Raw genomic sequence first — 15677 nt, forward strand, 5'->3', positions numbered from 1 at the left:
TATATAAGAAAGCGTTCGTTTCTGAAATTCTTTTTTAGAATTTTCAGGGTTGTTTCACTGTTTAGTTATCAATGTTCGTTCGCTGTCGAAAAGTTTGTCTGAACAACTGCTTTATATGTTTACCAGCTTTTGCTCTTTCCTTGTTCGAGGCAGCTTAGATATAGTATCATAAACAACTTTTTGTGTCAAGCCATTTTTTTACTTTTTTTTGCTGCCATCTTTGATCTCTCGACCGCGGAATTTTATATTAGCATATGCTGTCGGAATCTGTCAATATTTAATTTAAATTTATCGATCTTGCTCTTCTTTTTATACAATAAATAGTAAGAAATCACTTGAGACCTGCCCTTAGAACGCCTAACTCCGAAGGCTGGAGAACAGTTCCAGGCCCTTGCGAGGTTCTTCCGCCTTTGGAGTTAGACGTTTTTAGTCAGCCCTCCCTATTTTTCTATAGGTACACGTCTGCGAATAGCCCCCTGACCGAATTATTCTTCTTCCACCAGTCGAAGCCCAGCCGTGCTGGTTACCGGCAGAGAGATAATGATCGCTTTCGCCTTGCTCTCCATTCCTGCCTGATGCATAACCGCCCGCATAATTTGATTTTTCTCTACACTTTTAGTTATTATAAAAATCATTTCTTTTTCAGATGCCAGTGAAACACCAAGGAACTTCTCCGCCTGCTCCATTCCCGTGCCCTTAGCATGGATAATCGTACCTCCGGCTGCCCCTGCGCTTCGAGCCGCTTCCATAACCAAATCACTATAGCCCTGGTTCGCAATAACCAGCAGTAAATCATGTGTGCAACCTGTCAATGTGGATTCCGCTCCCTTCTCATAGTCCTGATTTTCTGTTAAAAATAATAACTCCCGCTTTCCTCCAATGCTGCTGAGTGGAATGGTAAAAGCGATCCCCGTGCCGGGAATATCGATCTGCAGCTTACTCTGCAGTCCTTTTTTCAAAGTAAGCCAAACCGAATCCGTGACGATTCCGAAAATAACTGCTTTCTCAGAATCCTCCAGACCAAAGTAATCCAGCATTTCACTATTAGCTGTCCCATTCCCGAGAGTAATCAATGATATCGCCGTATTTCGCTCTTTATAAAAGGTCAGAAATTTGGCTAACATATTCCGATTCGTAATGGTAACCATTAAATAAAGCTCACTCATAGTAGCCTCCTTTCCTACAATTCAATAATATCATAATCATCCAGCAATTCAAACTCGGCAGCGGCCGGTGCCGTAACCAGGAATTTCTTGGAACTTCTCTCCTGAATGCGGTAAATAAGTCCCAGAATCTGAATCGTTATGAGAGGCGTCATGGCTACCATGGCCACAACTCCAAATGCATCCGTAACAATATTCCCCCCCACACGGACACAGGCCCCCATCGCAAACGGAAGTAAAAAGGTAGCGGTCATAGGACCGGATGCCACACCACCGGAGTCGAACGCAATGGCCGTGAATATTTTCGGAACGAAAAATGATAATCCAAGTGCAATCGCATAGCCCGGAATGATAAACCAGAAGATGGAGATTCCGGTCAACACGCGAAGCATGGCGAGCCCGACGGAACAGGCCACACTGATGGACAAACTGTGTTTCATGGCTGATGCCGGAATTGCAGAATCCGTCAGCTCTTCCACCTGCTTTGTCAAAACATATACAGCCGGCTCTGCCATAACAATAAAATAACCGATAACCATACCTATCGGTACAATAATAAAACGATAGGGCAGCGCCGCGATCATCTGTCCCAGATAATTACCGGCGGGCATAAAGCCCACATTCACGCCTGTCAGAAATAATACCAGGCCTACATAAGTGTAGATCAGGCCGATTAGGATTTTAATCAGCGCTTTTTTACTCAGCCGCAGGGATACAATCTGGAAAATTCCAAAGAATATAACAATCGGGAGAAGAGAGACTGCGATCTCCATCATATATGTCGGAAGCGCGCTGGAAAATAACTGCCGCAGAACAATCGAATTTTCTATCTCCGGAATGGTCACCGGAACATATTCTCCGCCGGACGGATGAAAGACGAGGCCCAGCAAAAGTACCGCCATAATAGGCCCAATAGAGCACAATGCAACAAGTCCGAAGCTGTCATCCACAGCATGCTTGTCACTTCGGATTGTAGAAATACCGATACCCAGCGCCATAATAAAAGGTACTGTCATAGGTCCTGTAGTAACACCGCCGGAATCGAAAGCGACAGCAAGAAAATCTTTTGGGACAAAAAACGCAAGGCTAAACACAATAATATAGAAAAAGAACAGCATATAAGACAGTGGAATGCTAAACAGCATCCTCAAAAGCGCGAAGATCAAAAATATTCCCACGCCAAAGGCTACTGCAATTATCAGCACCTCATTTGCAATAGAAGGAACCTGATTCGCCAATACCTGAAGATCCGGTTCAGAAATAGTAATAATAAATCCTAAAACGAAGCCCAATACGATCATAATCCAGAGCCGTTTCGTTTTTGTCATACAACTGCCGACCCGTTCCCCCATAGGAGTCATGGCCAGTTCCGCTCCCAATGAAAAAAATGTCATTCCCACCACCAGCAATACGGCGCCTATAATAAAGGCCATCAGTATACTCGGTGAGGTGGGCACGATGGTAAAACATAGCAGCAACACAATACCCATGATTGGGAGAACCGCATTCAGCGATTCTTTTAGCTTTTCCTGTAGTTTTGTTCGATACAATAGCATTCTCCCTTTCTGATTTTAATTTTTTTCAATGAACGATTATGTAATCCAGATTAACTCCATAGTTACTTTTAACAAGGGCGGATTGATAAGGATAAAATAAGAAGATTTTATACAATAGTGTTCGAAAAAGCCTCGCCGGCTATTTTTAATGCGCTGTACATAAACGGCAATTTTATTTATTTTTTGATTATAACATAAAATCCGCAAGAATTATAATATTTATTTTTAATCTTAACACGAAATATACATGTACCAAACAAATCCCAATAGGCAGAAGGATATTCCACACGAAACAGAACGGAAACCAACAAAATGCAAAATGGATATACAAAATGAGAAAAGAAATCAAAATGGACATGTCCCAAACTGAAATGGACATGTCCCCTTTTGACTCTTTGTGTTTAGTGTACGGTTGCGCCGAATGGCATCAGCGCCAGTTTGGCCATCTTGAAGTGCTGGAGCCCAAACGGGATACCTACGATCGTGATACAGAAAATGATTCCGAATATCACAGATTCCAGCGCCAAAGGAATTCCGGAGATCAGCAGCCATATCAGATTTACCAGAAAGGATACTGCCCCTCCGCCATAGTGTACTTCTTTCCCGAAGGGACACATACTCAAACCCGCAAACTTAAAACACTGTAAACCGACGGGAATGCCGACGATTGTGATGCACCACAGGCATCCTGCCAGAGCCCAACTCAATCCGCTGATCAGCCCTCCGAATATAAACCATATTATGTTTCCTAAAAATGACATATGCTCTTACCTCCTGTTCCTATCCTCCGAATCCACAATGCTCCATTTCACCTTTCTTCATATCTTCCAGTTCATTTAAAACTGAGTCTACCCGCACACGTGCATCCTGTACCTCTTCCAGGGCCTGGTCGATTTTCTTTTGTACATACCAATCTGCTATCACCCCGTCCAGAAAGAAATCTGCAAATGTAATGAATCCATCGATTTCCATTTTCAGATCCGCCGGAATCAATACATCCTTTAGCTCTCTTTGAAACCGCAGAAGCAATCGCTTGGCCTCCTCGATACTGGCACTGGCGTCATCCAGCCGGGAATGTTTTAACAAACCGATCAGAAGGCCGCCGCCGATCATGTCCCAGAGTCCCAGGTCTTTCGCATTGGATAGACATTTCTCCGCATCCTGCAGGCATTCCAGCGCTCTGTGTCCCGCCATCAAAGCTTCGTTGATCTCTCTGACATTCTCTTCTCTGTTGTACATACTCTTTACCTCTCTCCTTTTGAACAGCGTTTCTAGTTCCGTTGTCATGTGGCAGAGGATAAAAAAAGACTTTTATTCTGGCACTCTGCCACAATAAAAGTCTTGCGCATTTCATTTCGATACGGACGCCTCTCGGCATCGTCTTGACGGTTTCGAAATCACCTTACGGTGTAGGCTACTCCCTTTTATAGTTTGGATGATATCATAGCCGGGGGGAAATGTCAATGTACCTTTGTTATTTTTTTAACTTTCTGGAGTTGGGAATGGAGCTCCAGGATGTTCGGAGTTTCAATTATAATGAAAATCCCTGATTCATTCCCGTCCGTCTGCGTACAGCCCCGTAAGATTCATAAGAATCTCCACGACCGTATCCATATCCTCCGCCGCCACATGTTCATAGGGTCCGTGACAGGCATAGTATCCAGCCCCCAGGTTCGGGCAGGGAAGCCCCCGGAAACTGAGCTGCGAGCCATCGGTGCCGCCGCGGATCGGCCTTGTGATATGGGTAAGGCCAGCCCGGTGAATCGCTTCGATTGCATTTTCCACCAGATGGAAATGCTGACGGATGACCTCCTCCATATTATAATACTGATCCCGGATATGAAGCTTGACAGTTCCGTCCCCATATTTGTCATTCAGAAGCACACAGATGTGCTCCAGACTCTTCTTACGCCCTTCAAACAGGCCCCGGTCATGATCCCGGATGATATATTCCATATCCGTGTCATCCGGTGTACCATTTAGCTTGGTCAGATGGAAGAATCCCTCGTATCCTTCCGTGTCCCGCGGCGTCTCACCGGAGGGAAGCATATTGTTCAGCTCATTCGCCACCAGCAGTGCATTGATCATCGTGTTCTTGGATGAACCGGGATGGACTCCGAGCCCCGTAATATGGATCTTGGCCAGCGCCGCATTGAAATTCTCATAGTCAATGAGGCCTACCTGGCTTCCATCCACGGTGTAGGCATATGTGGCACCGTATTTGCTGATGTCCAGATCCTTGGCGCCGGCGCCGATCTCCTCATCAGGCGGAAAGCTCAGGCAGATCTTTCCATGGGGAATCTCTCCCTTCATCAGGCGCTCTGCCAGAGTCATGATCTCTGCGATACCGGCTTTATCGTCCCCGCCCAGAAGCGTGGTTCCGTCGGTGACGATCAGCGTCTTGCCCTTCATGGAGGGCAGATGGGGAAACTGCTCTACCGTCAGCGTGCGGCCGCTGTCCCCCAGCGTCACATCTTTGCCGTCGTAGTTCTCTATGACCCGGGGCTTTACATTCTTTCCATTGAACGCAGCTGTGTCCAGATGGGCACAGAACCCCAGAGAAGGAACCTCCTCATATCCCGGTGTGGCCGGGATCGTGCCATACACATAACATTTCTCATCCACATGGGCATCCTCTATACCCATACCCTTCATCTCATCCACCAACAGATAAGCCAGGTCAAACTGGCACTGGGATGAGGGCACCGCGGTACTGGTATCATCACTGGTGGTGTGAACCACCACATATTTCAAAAACCGTTCATAAGCCCGCAAATCCATACCTCCTTCTACCGATCGATGAACATGTTCTTTCAATCGGATACTCTTTTATTGATGTTCATTTTCACATAAATATTTAACAGATATTCTTCTTATTAATGATATCTTCCGCAGGCTATACGCATGCTCATCTGGTCAAATATTCCTTCAGTAATTCCGCCGTATTTCTGAGGGCGTCCACATGGGTCCTCTCATAGTGGTGTGAAGCGTCGGTGCCCGGGCCGATACAGGCAAAATTCACGTCAGCCCCGCGCACAACACACAGACTGGCATCGCTGCCGTAACGGTTATGTACCTCCACCCGGTAGCCGATTCCCGCACGACGGGCAAGCTCGGTCAGACGTTTGCGGAATCCATAGTCATACGGGGAACGGCTGTCCTTTGCGCAGATCGTGACGCAGTGTTCATCAGAAGTATGGCCGATGCCCGCTGTTCCGATGTCGATGGACAGCATCTCGCGGGTATTCTGCGGAATGTAAGATACCCCATGCCCGATCTCCTCATAATTTGCCACATAGAAATGAGTGGTATGCCTGGGCCGGATTCCGTTCTCCGTCAGATACTTCATTACCGCAAACATAACCGCCACACAGGCCTTGTCATCGATGTACCTGGACTTGATAAAGCCCTTCGGCGTGATCACGGTCCTGGGATCATAGAACACGTAGTCCCCCACGCTGATCCCCGCATCCGCCGCATCCTGCGCGGAGCAGAAATCCTCGTCCAGACGGATCTCCATGTTGTCCTCCGTACGTACCTCATTGCGGGCCTCCTCCGGAAAATTGTGGACGGATGGTTTCTCGTAGAGCAGCGTCCCTGTATATTCGGTACCATCCATGGTGCGCACCACCAGATTCTCACCTTCATAGGTAGTCCATGTATATCCCCCGATCTGAGCTGCCCTCAGTCTTCCGCTGGGCAGAATCTCTTTGACCATAGCTCCCAGGGTGTCTATATGCGCGTTCACCAGAACCTGATCCTCATTCTCCTCCCCTATAAGAGTACCGTAGACCGCACCCTTGTTGGTGGTCTTTACGGGAATATGAAGAGAGGCGAATTCCCGGCGAATCCTCTCCATTGCCGCCTCACAGTCTCCTCCCACGCTGGGGATCGCCAATAGCTCCTTCATTAACTCCAGCGTATAATCCATATCCAAGTTCATCATCTGATCTCCTCTATTCTGTCGTGGGGAAATTCATTCCCTTATTGTCCAAAAATGTAATCCAGACCTTGCCGCGCATTCCCGAAGGAACAGGCTCCCCGACAGCCTGCCGCTCCCGGTCCAGGCCGATACGTCTGTGCCTGATCTGGTTGATCGCCTGCGAGAAATAAGGCCAGCCCTCCACTATTTCTCCAGGATAATCGGTTATCTCGTTCTCCGGGTCTATGGCATAATTGATCAACCGGTTCGAACAGTATACCTCGATCGTATTTTTACCGGCTGTCAGGGCCCCCGTCACATCCAGCTTCCAGGGACGCCTCCATATATCCCCGCAGATCCTGCCATTGATCCGCACCTGCGCTACCTCCCGCAGCTCTTCCAGGTGTAATACCGCGCATCCTGCCGGAACTTCCTGTATCACCAAAGAGCTGGTATAGACGCCCACGCCGCTGTAATATCTCGTTTGCTCATACTGCTGCCAGAACTCCGGCTGCTCCCACTCAAGTGTGAACTCCATCTCCGGAATCTCCAGCCGCCATGGACCTGGCAGTATGCAGGTTTTTTCCTGCGGGACCTGCTGCATAAAAAGGTCTTTCCCGGACAAGATCCGGTCTGTCGCAGGGAGCTTTGTATCTTCATCAAAGAACACGAAGACGGAATCAAAGGCTTCCATATCCAGCGCCAATTCTGTGGAATTCTCATATCCGGCCGCCTTCTCCACCCCATAGGGTTTGGCCGTTGCGGCATCGAAGACGCTCAGCCTTTTTCCGCAGACCGAGAAATCAAAGGTCACTTCGCGGCTTTGCGCGGATATATTGGCGATAAAGTAGATATCCGTGGTTCCGTCCACCCTGTGCACATATCCCACGCAGTCCCCGCCTCCTGTGATCCTTACATCCGGACGAACCCGCTGCTCCAGAAGCGCCGTCATCCCTTCTCCCCGATCGGGGGCTATGGCCGCCGCGCCCCTGCCGCCGGAGCGCCAGATGCCCGGCTTCTCCGGGAATATACGTGCCATGCAGCTTTGTACCGCGGCATCCTGTTCTTCCCGCCGGCACAGTCCGCAGCTCAGATAGGGAGCTGCCTCCGACGCGATCAGGATTCCTCCGCTCCTCACAAAACGTTCCAGCTTTTCTGCCGTACCGGGCAGCAGCCGTTTGCATCCTATGAGCAGGATTGCCCGGTAGGTGCTGCCGTTCACCGCCATTCCCTCCTCAAAGGAAGCATAATTGTTCAATATATCGTCATTTATATAGTCAAAACAGTATCCCTTTTTACTGATCCGGTCGGTCACACCCCAGCCCATGTATTCCTGCAGCTTCATGCCCATATGCAGATCCGCCATCTGATTCTCCGACCAGATGTCGGCCTGGGGCAGATAGATCGCGATATCGCATCTGGACCTGCCGATGCGCAGCATGCCGGAAACTCTCTGGATGTAATCACCCAGATGCCTGTAATAAGGCCAGTAGGTGTTTGTGTGATTAATCTGGGAGGATGCGTAAAACGGCCAGCCCAGTCTGCCCGCATCGGGCGGGGAGTAGGCGTATCCATGGTTGTAAATAGCATTTATACCGTCCAGGAAGATCGCATCCACCTCCGCCTTCATCATTTCCAGGGTCTCCATAAACCGGGGAACCCGAAGCCAGGTAAAGGACTCGCAGGATACAACCGGTTTATTATATATGTGCGCAGCGGAGGATGCAAAACGCCTGTGTATGGAATTCACCTCCAGTTTATCCTGGGGTCCGAAGGTCTCCCCCTCGGGTATATGCGCGCTGCCGTAGGCCTTGAGTATGTCCGCCCAGGTCCCGTGGGCCTGTATCCGCGCTTTGGAACCGTGTCTGTCACACCATGCGGTCATGTTTTCGAAGAAATTCTCGATGGTCAGTTCCGACATGGTCAGGAAATAATCATACCGGATCCGATCGGAGATATCATCGATCTCGCCCCACAGTCCATAAATATACCTATCCAGCCGGTACCCGCGCCGTCTGAAGAACTCTTCCTCCAGAATCCCCGTCCAGTTATTGCCCAGCAGCTCAATGGAGTCGCAGAAGAAGCAGCGGAATCTTCCCCTGCCCAGCCGCTCGGTCAGGGGATTACCGCCATTTTTCAAAAAGAGATCCACGGCGTCCTTCCGGCAGTGATCTACCACGTATCCTCCGGCATCCCTGGCCGGGATCGCCGCCTGCTGGTGATACAGATGGGTCACGAAAACCACAATCTTCCAGTCCCCTTCCGGGATGGGGATATCTTCCAGCACCTTGCCCCAGGGCCATCCGAACAGAAGCTTCTCCTGGAGGGACGGGGTCAGATCCACGATGGTCTCCTCCAGCATTCTGCTGTCCTTCATTTTCCCCATCACAGCGCGCTCGATCTTTCCGGTAACACGGCTTGTGAAATCATAGGAGAAGCTGCGGGGTCCGGACACGTCGATCTGATACGGGACCGCGCACTGTACCGAGAGTTCCTGCGGAACATGGGGCCCCCCGTAGGGCCAGGAGGAACCAAGCGTAAAATCGACTCCCAGTCCCAGTTCCTCCGCCCTCTTAAGCGTGTAATCAAGGACATCGAAAAATTCCGGTGAAAAGTACGGGATATTGTATATTCCCGCCTCCGCATCGTCTGCGGCCAGCGGATACAGCGTCTGGATCTCCACACCGCCGATTCCGGCTTCCTGCATGAACCGCAGTTCCCTGTCTATCTCTTCTCTCTGAACCGCACAGCCATACCACCACCAGCGGGTCCATCCTTTCGCCTCCGGATCCGGATGCTCCAGTCTCTGTACATGACAATCCATTCTCTAACTCCTCCTGTTGGCCGCGCCTTACACTTTAACAGGACACGGCTGATTACACAAATCGTCTATCCGGGCACTAATTGTTCTACCGCTAATTTTTCAATATACCGAGCCAACTAACCTACAATTCTATAAATTGCATGGATACACAGCGGATCCAGGGTAATCTCACTAAAGCCGCTCTCCTCGTTGTAAGCAACGGGCATAGGTTTATGCTCAGGATATACCATTTCCGCTTCGCTAACCTGCATATAATCCCCGTTCACCATCAGCCTGCCCCCGTCGATCAGCGGGGTATCTCCTCCGGTGAGTCTTGCAAGCGCGGAGAGTTCATGTATCAGAAGTTCCCTGCCTTCCTCCCGCTCATAGCAGGTGAACTCCAGACTGTTCATCAGATCCGTCTGAAGGAACACCCGGGGGGCAAAGTACGTTTCCGTAACTCCGGCAAAGAAGTCCTTCACCCATAGAAAATCTTTATTTATCATAGTAAACAGGTCAAAACAGGCGGTCAGAACACGACCCTGACCATAGGCGTTCTCATACAGGGCAGGCAGTCCGCTATCCTGTCCGGGCAGAGGATTCCCCCAATTCACCCAGGTGGTCTCCGTCAGCAGGACGGCGGGCTCCAGGAAAGTCCCCAGCACTTTGGCACCATCGGCCCTGGTTTGGAGCACATATTCACCCACCGGCGGTGTCGTCTGAGGGGAACGCTTCCATATGGGCTCCTCCTCCGGTCTGATGTAGGCACACCAGTGGTTCTTCTTATACGTCTCATCTTTAGCGGTGAAATGGCAGCCGCTCAGATCTGCCAGGGCAAAATCCTGAAGGATGGCACCCTGTTCATCACAAAGGCCGGTCTCGCCGGAGATCAGGACAATTCCCCCATCCGCCACATAGCGTTTAAGATCTGTCTTTAAGTCAGGGTTAACAAAAAACAGATTGGGGATCAGGATCATTCGGAATTCCTTCATACGGTCGTAACTCAATTCCAGCTCCGGCACAACTCTCCAAGTCCTCTTGCTGTAATCGCACAGCTTCATGGCACCCAGAAGCGCTTCCCGGTGCGCCCCGCTTACCTTGGCGCGGCTGATGGAACTGGCCAGGATGGGATGCTCCACATGCAGGGTGTCCGCCACGTCGCTCTGCACAATAGCGATGTCAGCCACCAGACGGTTGTCTTCCAGATAGGCCTCGAACTTCTCCACATCCCGAAATGCTGCCCCCACTTTCCTGGCTTCCTCGAACTCAAGAGTTCCATCCCGGTGCATAGGTTCACTGTACATAAATACGCGGCATCCCTGCGCGGCGATCTCTGCCGCAGCCAGACGGTAGATGCTGTCCGGCTGATAATTGTACACATGGGACACATCCCCCGGCCCCAGCTGGGGGTACTTCCCTGCGGAGGTATCCCGGGCGTACGCGCCGGACAGCCAGTTGCCCGCCCAGGGCTCTGTGAAGAGATAGTCCAGCTTGTTGCGGATCTGTCTGGGATAATGAGCGGCGAAGTTGATGGTCAGGGCCAGTTCCGGGTCGATCTCCCTGATCGTGCTGCGCAGATCATCCAGCATCCGCTCCGCGCCCTCATTCAGAAAACGTTCCAAATCCCGGTTTTTCGCCATCATCTCAGCGTCATCCTCGGGCATCTCATAGCCGAATTCCTTCCGGTACAGCGCTTTGCAGGTATCGCAGTAGCACAGCGCCCTGCCGAATATGTCGATGAACAGGCTGTCCGGGTGGTAATTCTCTACGATCTCCCTTATCTGCCCCAGTATGTATTCCCGGTATCCGGTCTCATAACAGGGCATTCCCCATTTGGCGTTGCTGGTGTTGGCGGGCATCCCGCACTTGAGCGGCTGTCCGTCCTTCCTGCGCACCGCCCACTCCGGGTGGGCCTTAGGGGCATAGGTATCGTATTCGAAGCAGTAATAGGCGTTGAACTCAATCCCGTGCTTTCTCAATATAGGCACTATGGTCCCGACCCAGTCCTTATCCTTAAGACCCGGATGCTTCCTTCCGATTTTCGTATTGTAATAGCTGCTTCCCCAGTGATCCTTACAGTAAAGCATCAGGTGATTGATATTCGCTTCCTCGATAAAGCGTTCCCATTCATCCGGATCCAGATTTTCAAGCGTCACCACGGGCGGGTCGGGGGAGTGGTGATCAATCAGATACCCTCGGTAGCTGTGTTTATATTTCTCTGACATATTTGCCTCCTGCGGCGCATTTACTGCGCCATAATGATTAATTTTAAAATTCCCCGCATCCGCACGCCCATATATGGCCTGCAAATGCGGGGAATGCGTTGTCATTCAGCGATTGGGCTGCTGTTTATTTGGTTGCATATCCAAAATAGGTCAGATTGCTGATCGCGGAATAGAATGTGTTCTGAAGATCTTTCATACAATACACATAGCTGGCATAATACAGCGGGCACACCGAGAAACCATTCTCGGAGTACATAATCTGTTCGATCTCTTCCAGGACTTTATCCCGTTCCGGGCCGTTCTGCATGGTGGATGCCTGCTCTACAAGCTTATCATAGTTCGCATCGCTCCATCCGGAGTACTCAAAGTTTCCGTTGGTACCGAACAGCTGGTAGTATCCGATCGCGTCATTAAACGTGATACCGTAACCCAGACGCGCCAGATGGAAGCCTCCCTTGGAAATGGTATCGGTATAACCGGCCGAATCGATATTGCCCAGGGTCACTTTTGCCTCCAGTATACCTGAGAGATCCGACTGAACTGCCTCTGCGACAGCCTTGTTGGTATCGGAGGTGTTAAATTTGTATTCCATGGTAGCGCTGCCGTCCCATCCGTCGGCTACCGCTTCATCATAGAGAACCTTAGCCAGTTCACAGCGTCCGGAGTAAGTGCTCAGATCATAATCCGGATATTTTTCCTGAAGCCATGCGTACATCACTTCTCCCACCGCATCGGTCCAGACTTTATTCTCACTGTTGGTGACACCGTTGGGGATCAGGCCGGTAGCGGCTGTAGATCCGTCCTGGGTAACATTGGTGACCAGGTTTTCCTTATCAATCGCCAGGGTAATCGCTGCTCTCACCCGCCAGTCCGGAATTGTCTCGCAGTTCAGATACAGATATGTCACATTCAATCTGGGATTCGAGTAAGCATCTCCCGATGCGATCAGGCTTTCGATCTGATCCGTGGGAATCCCGCTGACAAAATTATATTCCCCTGACTGATAAGCCGCCATGTTGGAGGTTTCACTGTCAGACAGATGGAACGTAATCTTGGAGGGTCCCAGGTTAGCATAGTCATAATATTTCTCATTCTTTGTCAGCTCGATATAACTGTCATGAACCCAGTCCGTCATCACATAAGCGCCGTTGCTGATGAAAGTCTCAGCCTCGGTCCATGTATCGCCGTTCGCCTCGATCACATCCTGGCGCAGAGGGTACAGGCCGTAATGGGTACACATATCCAGGAAATAAGAGCAGCTGTTTTCCAGCGTTACAGTCAGTGTCTTCTCATCCACTGCCGCGATCCCAAGCTCAGAGGGCTCCATGGTCCCTTCGGAGATAGCTGTAGCATTCTTCACGATGTTGTTTAACAGCGTGCCGTTGGAAGCCGCCGTTTTGGGATCCACCAGTCTCTGCCATGCATAGACAAAGTTATCCGCTGTGACTTTCTCGCCGTCGCTCCAGAAGATATCATCTCTGAGATGGAAGGTATAGGTGAGGCTCGCCTCGTCGAATTCATAAGATTCCGCCTGTCCGCACACAACCTCGGAACTGTACTGATTGTCATTTCCGTTCACGGTATCCTCGATCGCCGCAAACTTCATAAGGCCTTCCGACATGTGGAACAGAATCTCAAACTGATCCGCTCCGGTCGCCAATGTAGGATCCATGGAGTGAGGCTCCGAGTATCCCAGCGCCACGTCGATGGCTAACTCATCCCCACTGCCGGAGGTATCCTTATCCTGCTCTTCTCCCTTCGCGGTATCCGTAGTCCCCGCGTCGGTCTTACCTGTGTCGCTTTCGGGTGCAGCCTTGGAACCACACGCTGTCACAGACAGGCAGAGTACCAATGCCAAAAACAAAGAAATCACTTTTTTCATACTTCTTTTCCTCCTTTTTCTTCAGGTTTGCTTAGATGCCCCCTGTTTTCACTATTTATATTAGGCACAGCAGAACATATCCGCTTGCATAATATCATTATGATAAAATCCATCCTGCTTTACTGGTCGTACAGATGACATGCAACGTAATGCCCCGGCCCACATTCCCGCAGAGCGGGCACTTCCTCCTTACACCGCTCCTTGGCATAAGGGCACCTGGTATGGAACCGGCAGCCGGAAGGCGGATTCATGGGGCTGGGTATATCCCCCTCCAAAGTGATGCGGCTCCGGCTTCTGCTAAGTTCCGGATCGGGAAGCGGAACCGCCGAGATCAGAGACTTGGTATACGGGTGTACCGGCTTTTTGCAAAGTTCATAGCTCTCCGCCAGTTCTACGATAAATCCCAGATACATAACCCCTATCCGGTCGGATATATGGCGCACCACAGACAGGTCGTGGGCGATAAACAGATAGGTCAGCCCTTTCTCCTGCTGCAGGTCTTCCATCATATTAACTACCTGAGACTGTATGGATACGTCCAGCGCAGAGATGGGCTCGTCACAGACGATAAATTCCGGTTCCACCGCCATCGCCCTGGCTATCCCGATACGCTGCTGCTGACCGCCTGAGAATTCGTGGGGGAATCGATTGGCATGCTCCGTATTCAATCCCACTTCATCCAGCAGATAGCGGATACGCTCCTGTCTCTCTCCCTTATTCGCCGCGATCTTGTGAATGTCCAGGGCCTCCCCTATAATCTCACCCACAGTCATCCGGGGATCCAGGGAAGCGGACGGGTCCTGAAAGATCAGCTGCATCCTGCGCCGGTAGTCAAACATGGGGACCGCGATGCCTTCCTTGCTGTCGTAGATCGGCGTGCCGTCATATACGATTCTCCCGGAAGTAGGCTCATGGAGACGAATCACGCTTCTTCCCAGCGTGGTCTTTCCGCAGCCGGACTCTCCCACCAGGCCCAGCGTTTCCCCCTTATAAATGTAGAAGGAAGCGTCCTCCACCGCCTGGACATAGTTTTTCTTCATAAAACCGGACTTAACCGGGAAATATTTCCGAAGGTTCTCAACCTCCACTAACTTTTTCTTTTCGCTCACCGGTTCCCCACCTCCTCTTTCATCTGGCGTATATGCTGCCAGCATGAGGATATATGCCCGTTGGCATTGATACAGACCGCAGGCGGTTCCTGCTCCACGCACACTTTCATACATTCTGTGCAGCGGGGCGCGAACCGGCAGCCCTTGGGCGTATCCAGCATATCCACCGGTGTTCCCTCGATGGGAATCAGTCTTTCCCTTCCCTCACTGTCCAGCCTCGGCATGGAGGCCAGCAGCCCTCTGGTGTAGGGATGCTGGGGATGGTAGAAGATATCATTTACATCCCCCTGTTCCACGATATGGCCTGCGTACATTACCGAGACCCTGTCGCATATCTCAGCCACCACTCCCAGATTATGGGTGATAAAAATGATGGACATATTATTTTTCGCCTGCAGCTCTTTCATGAGCTCCAGTATCTGCGCCTGCGTCGTTACGTCCAGGGCTGTGGTAGGCTCGTCTGCGATGAGAAGCTTCGGGTGGCAGATCAGTCCCATGGCGATCATGGCTCGCTGGCGCATTCCGCCGGAGAATTCGTGGGGATACTGGTCGATCCGTTTTTCCGCATTGTTAATGCCAACCATGTTCAGCATCTCGATCGCCCTGTTTCTGGCTTCTTTCTTGGATATGGACCTGTCATGGCAGGTCACCGCCTCCATGAGCTGATCCCCTACGGTATACACTGGATTCATGCAGGTCATGGGATTCTGGAAGATCATGCTGACTTCCTTCCCGCAGATATCCATCATCTGTTTTCTGCTGTAGTCCAGCAGATTCTTTCCCTCCAGGAGAATGGAGCCGCCTATCACTTTTCCAGGACTCTGGAGCAGGCCCATGATCGAGTAGGCCTCCACACTCTTTCCGGAACCGGATTCCCCCACGATCCCCATCACTTCATTATATCCCAGGGAATAGGAGATTCCGTCCACAGCTTTCACTTCCCCGGCGGGTGTGAAGAATGATACCTGGAGATTATTAACTTCAATCAACTTCTTGTGTTCATCCATAATGGCACCT

At 50.7% G+C, this 15677-nt stretch carries 11 protein-coding genes; all 11 read right to left on the reverse strand.

The window, feature by feature from the left end; all coding sequences use genetic code 11:
- Positions 1 to 485: 485 nt before the first annotated feature.
- Entirely contained in the window at positions 486 to 1166 is a 681-nt protein-coding gene (locus KTH90_RS08795; RefSeq protein ID WP_158351015.1) for a P-II family nitrogen regulator, read from the reverse strand.
- Positions 1167 to 1180: 14 nt separating this feature from the next.
- Entirely contained in the window at positions 1181 to 2719 is a 1539-nt protein-coding gene (locus KTH90_RS08800) for a DUF1538 domain-containing protein (protein WP_158351016.1), read from the reverse strand.
- 401 nt (positions 2720 to 3120) lie between these two features.
- Positions 3121 to 3480, reverse strand: a complete 360-nt coding sequence (locus tag KTH90_RS08805) for a YccF domain-containing protein (protein ID WP_158351017.1) — start codon at positions 3478 to 3480, stop codon at positions 3121 to 3123.
- 19 nt (positions 3481 to 3499) lie between these two features.
- The gene (locus KTH90_RS08810; RefSeq protein ID WP_158351018.1) at positions 3500 to 3958 is read right to left on the reverse strand and encodes a hypothetical protein; all 459 of its coding nucleotides are present in this window, start codon (positions 3956 to 3958) and stop codon (positions 3500 to 3502) included.
- 312 nt (positions 3959 to 4270) lie between these two features.
- Complete coding sequence (gene pepT / locus KTH90_RS08815) at positions 4271 to 5494, reverse strand: peptidase T (RefSeq protein WP_158351019.1); 1224 nt, start codon at positions 5492 to 5494, stop codon at positions 4271 to 4273.
- 133 nt (positions 5495 to 5627) lie between these two features.
- Complete coding sequence (locus tag KTH90_RS08820) at positions 5628 to 6665, reverse strand: M42 family metallopeptidase (protein WP_238726641.1); 1038 nt, start codon at positions 6663 to 6665, stop codon at positions 5628 to 5630.
- Between the two features lie 10 nt (positions 6666 to 6675).
- A complete protein-coding gene (locus tag KTH90_RS08825; protein WP_238726642.1) occupies positions 6676 to 9465 on the reverse strand; it encodes a glycosyl hydrolase in 2790 nt (929 codons plus the stop codon).
- 116 nt (positions 9466 to 9581) lie between these two features.
- Positions 9582 to 11669 carry an alpha-L-fucosidase gene (locus KTH90_RS08830; RefSeq protein ID WP_238726643.1) on the reverse strand — a complete coding sequence of 696 codons (2088 nt, stop codon included), beginning with the start codon at positions 11667 to 11669 and terminating at the stop codon, positions 9582 to 9584.
- 124 nt (positions 11670 to 11793) lie between these two features.
- Positions 11794 to 13551, reverse strand: coding sequence for a peptide ABC transporter substrate-binding protein (locus tag KTH90_RS08835; protein ID WP_158351022.1), 1758 nt, complete (start codon positions 13549 to 13551; stop codon positions 11794 to 11796).
- 119 nt (positions 13552 to 13670) lie between these two features.
- Positions 13671 to 14705: an ABC transporter ATP-binding protein gene (locus KTH90_RS08840; protein ID WP_158351023.1), complete on the reverse strand. Its 1035-nt coding sequence runs from the start codon at positions 14703 to 14705 to the stop codon at positions 13671 to 13673.
- Positions 14657 to 15667: an ABC transporter ATP-binding protein gene (locus tag KTH90_RS08845; RefSeq protein WP_158351024.1), complete on the reverse strand. Its 1011-nt coding sequence runs from the start codon at positions 15665 to 15667 to the stop codon at positions 14657 to 14659. The genes KTH90_RS08840 and KTH90_RS08845 overlap by 49 nt, the downstream gene beginning before the upstream one ends.
- Between the last annotated feature and the right edge of the window lie 10 nt (positions 15668 to 15677).

Origin of the sequence: Diplocloster modestus (genome assembly GCF_019042245.1) — a bacterium.
GTDB lineage: Bacteria > Bacillota > Clostridia > Lachnospirales > Lachnospiraceae > Diplocloster > Diplocloster modestus.

Bases quoted from the DNA above. Each gene is read 5' to 3' on its own strand.
- KTH90_RS08795 (WP_158351015.1), bottom strand. From the start codon at position 1,166: ATGAGTGAGCTTTATTTAATGGTTACCATTACGAATCGGAATATGTTA.
- KTH90_RS08800 (WP_158351016.1), bottom strand. From the start codon at position 2,719: ATGCTATTGTATCGAACAAAACTACAGGAAAAGCTAAAAGAATCGCTG.
- KTH90_RS08805 (WP_158351017.1), bottom strand. From the start codon at position 3,480: ATGTCATTTTTAGGAAACATAATATGGTTTATATTCGGAGGGCTGATC.
- KTH90_RS08810 (WP_158351018.1), bottom strand. From the start codon at position 3,958: ATGTACAACAGAGAAGAGAATGTCAGAGAGATCAACGAAGCTTTGATG.
- KTH90_RS08820 (WP_238726641.1), bottom strand. From the start codon at position 6,665: ATGATGAACTTGGATATGGATTATACGCTGGAGTTAATGAAGGAGCTA.
- KTH90_RS08825 (WP_238726642.1), bottom strand. From the start codon at position 9,465: ATGGATTGTCATGTACAGAGACTGGAGCATCCGGATCCGGAGGCGAAA.
- KTH90_RS08830 (WP_238726643.1), bottom strand. From the start codon at position 11,669: ATGTCAGAGAAATATAAACACAGCTACCGAGGGTATCTGATTGATCAC.
- KTH90_RS08835 (WP_158351022.1), bottom strand. From the start codon at position 13,551: ATGAAAAAAGTGATTTCTTTGTTTTTGGCATTGGTACTCTGCCTGTCT.
- KTH90_RS08840 (WP_158351023.1), bottom strand. From the start codon at position 14,705: ATGCTGGCAGCATATACGCCAGATGAAAGAGGAGGTGGGGAACCGGTG.
- KTH90_RS08845 (WP_158351024.1), bottom strand. From the start codon at position 15,667: ATGGATGAACACAAGAAGTTGATTGAAGTTAATAATCTCCAGGTATCA.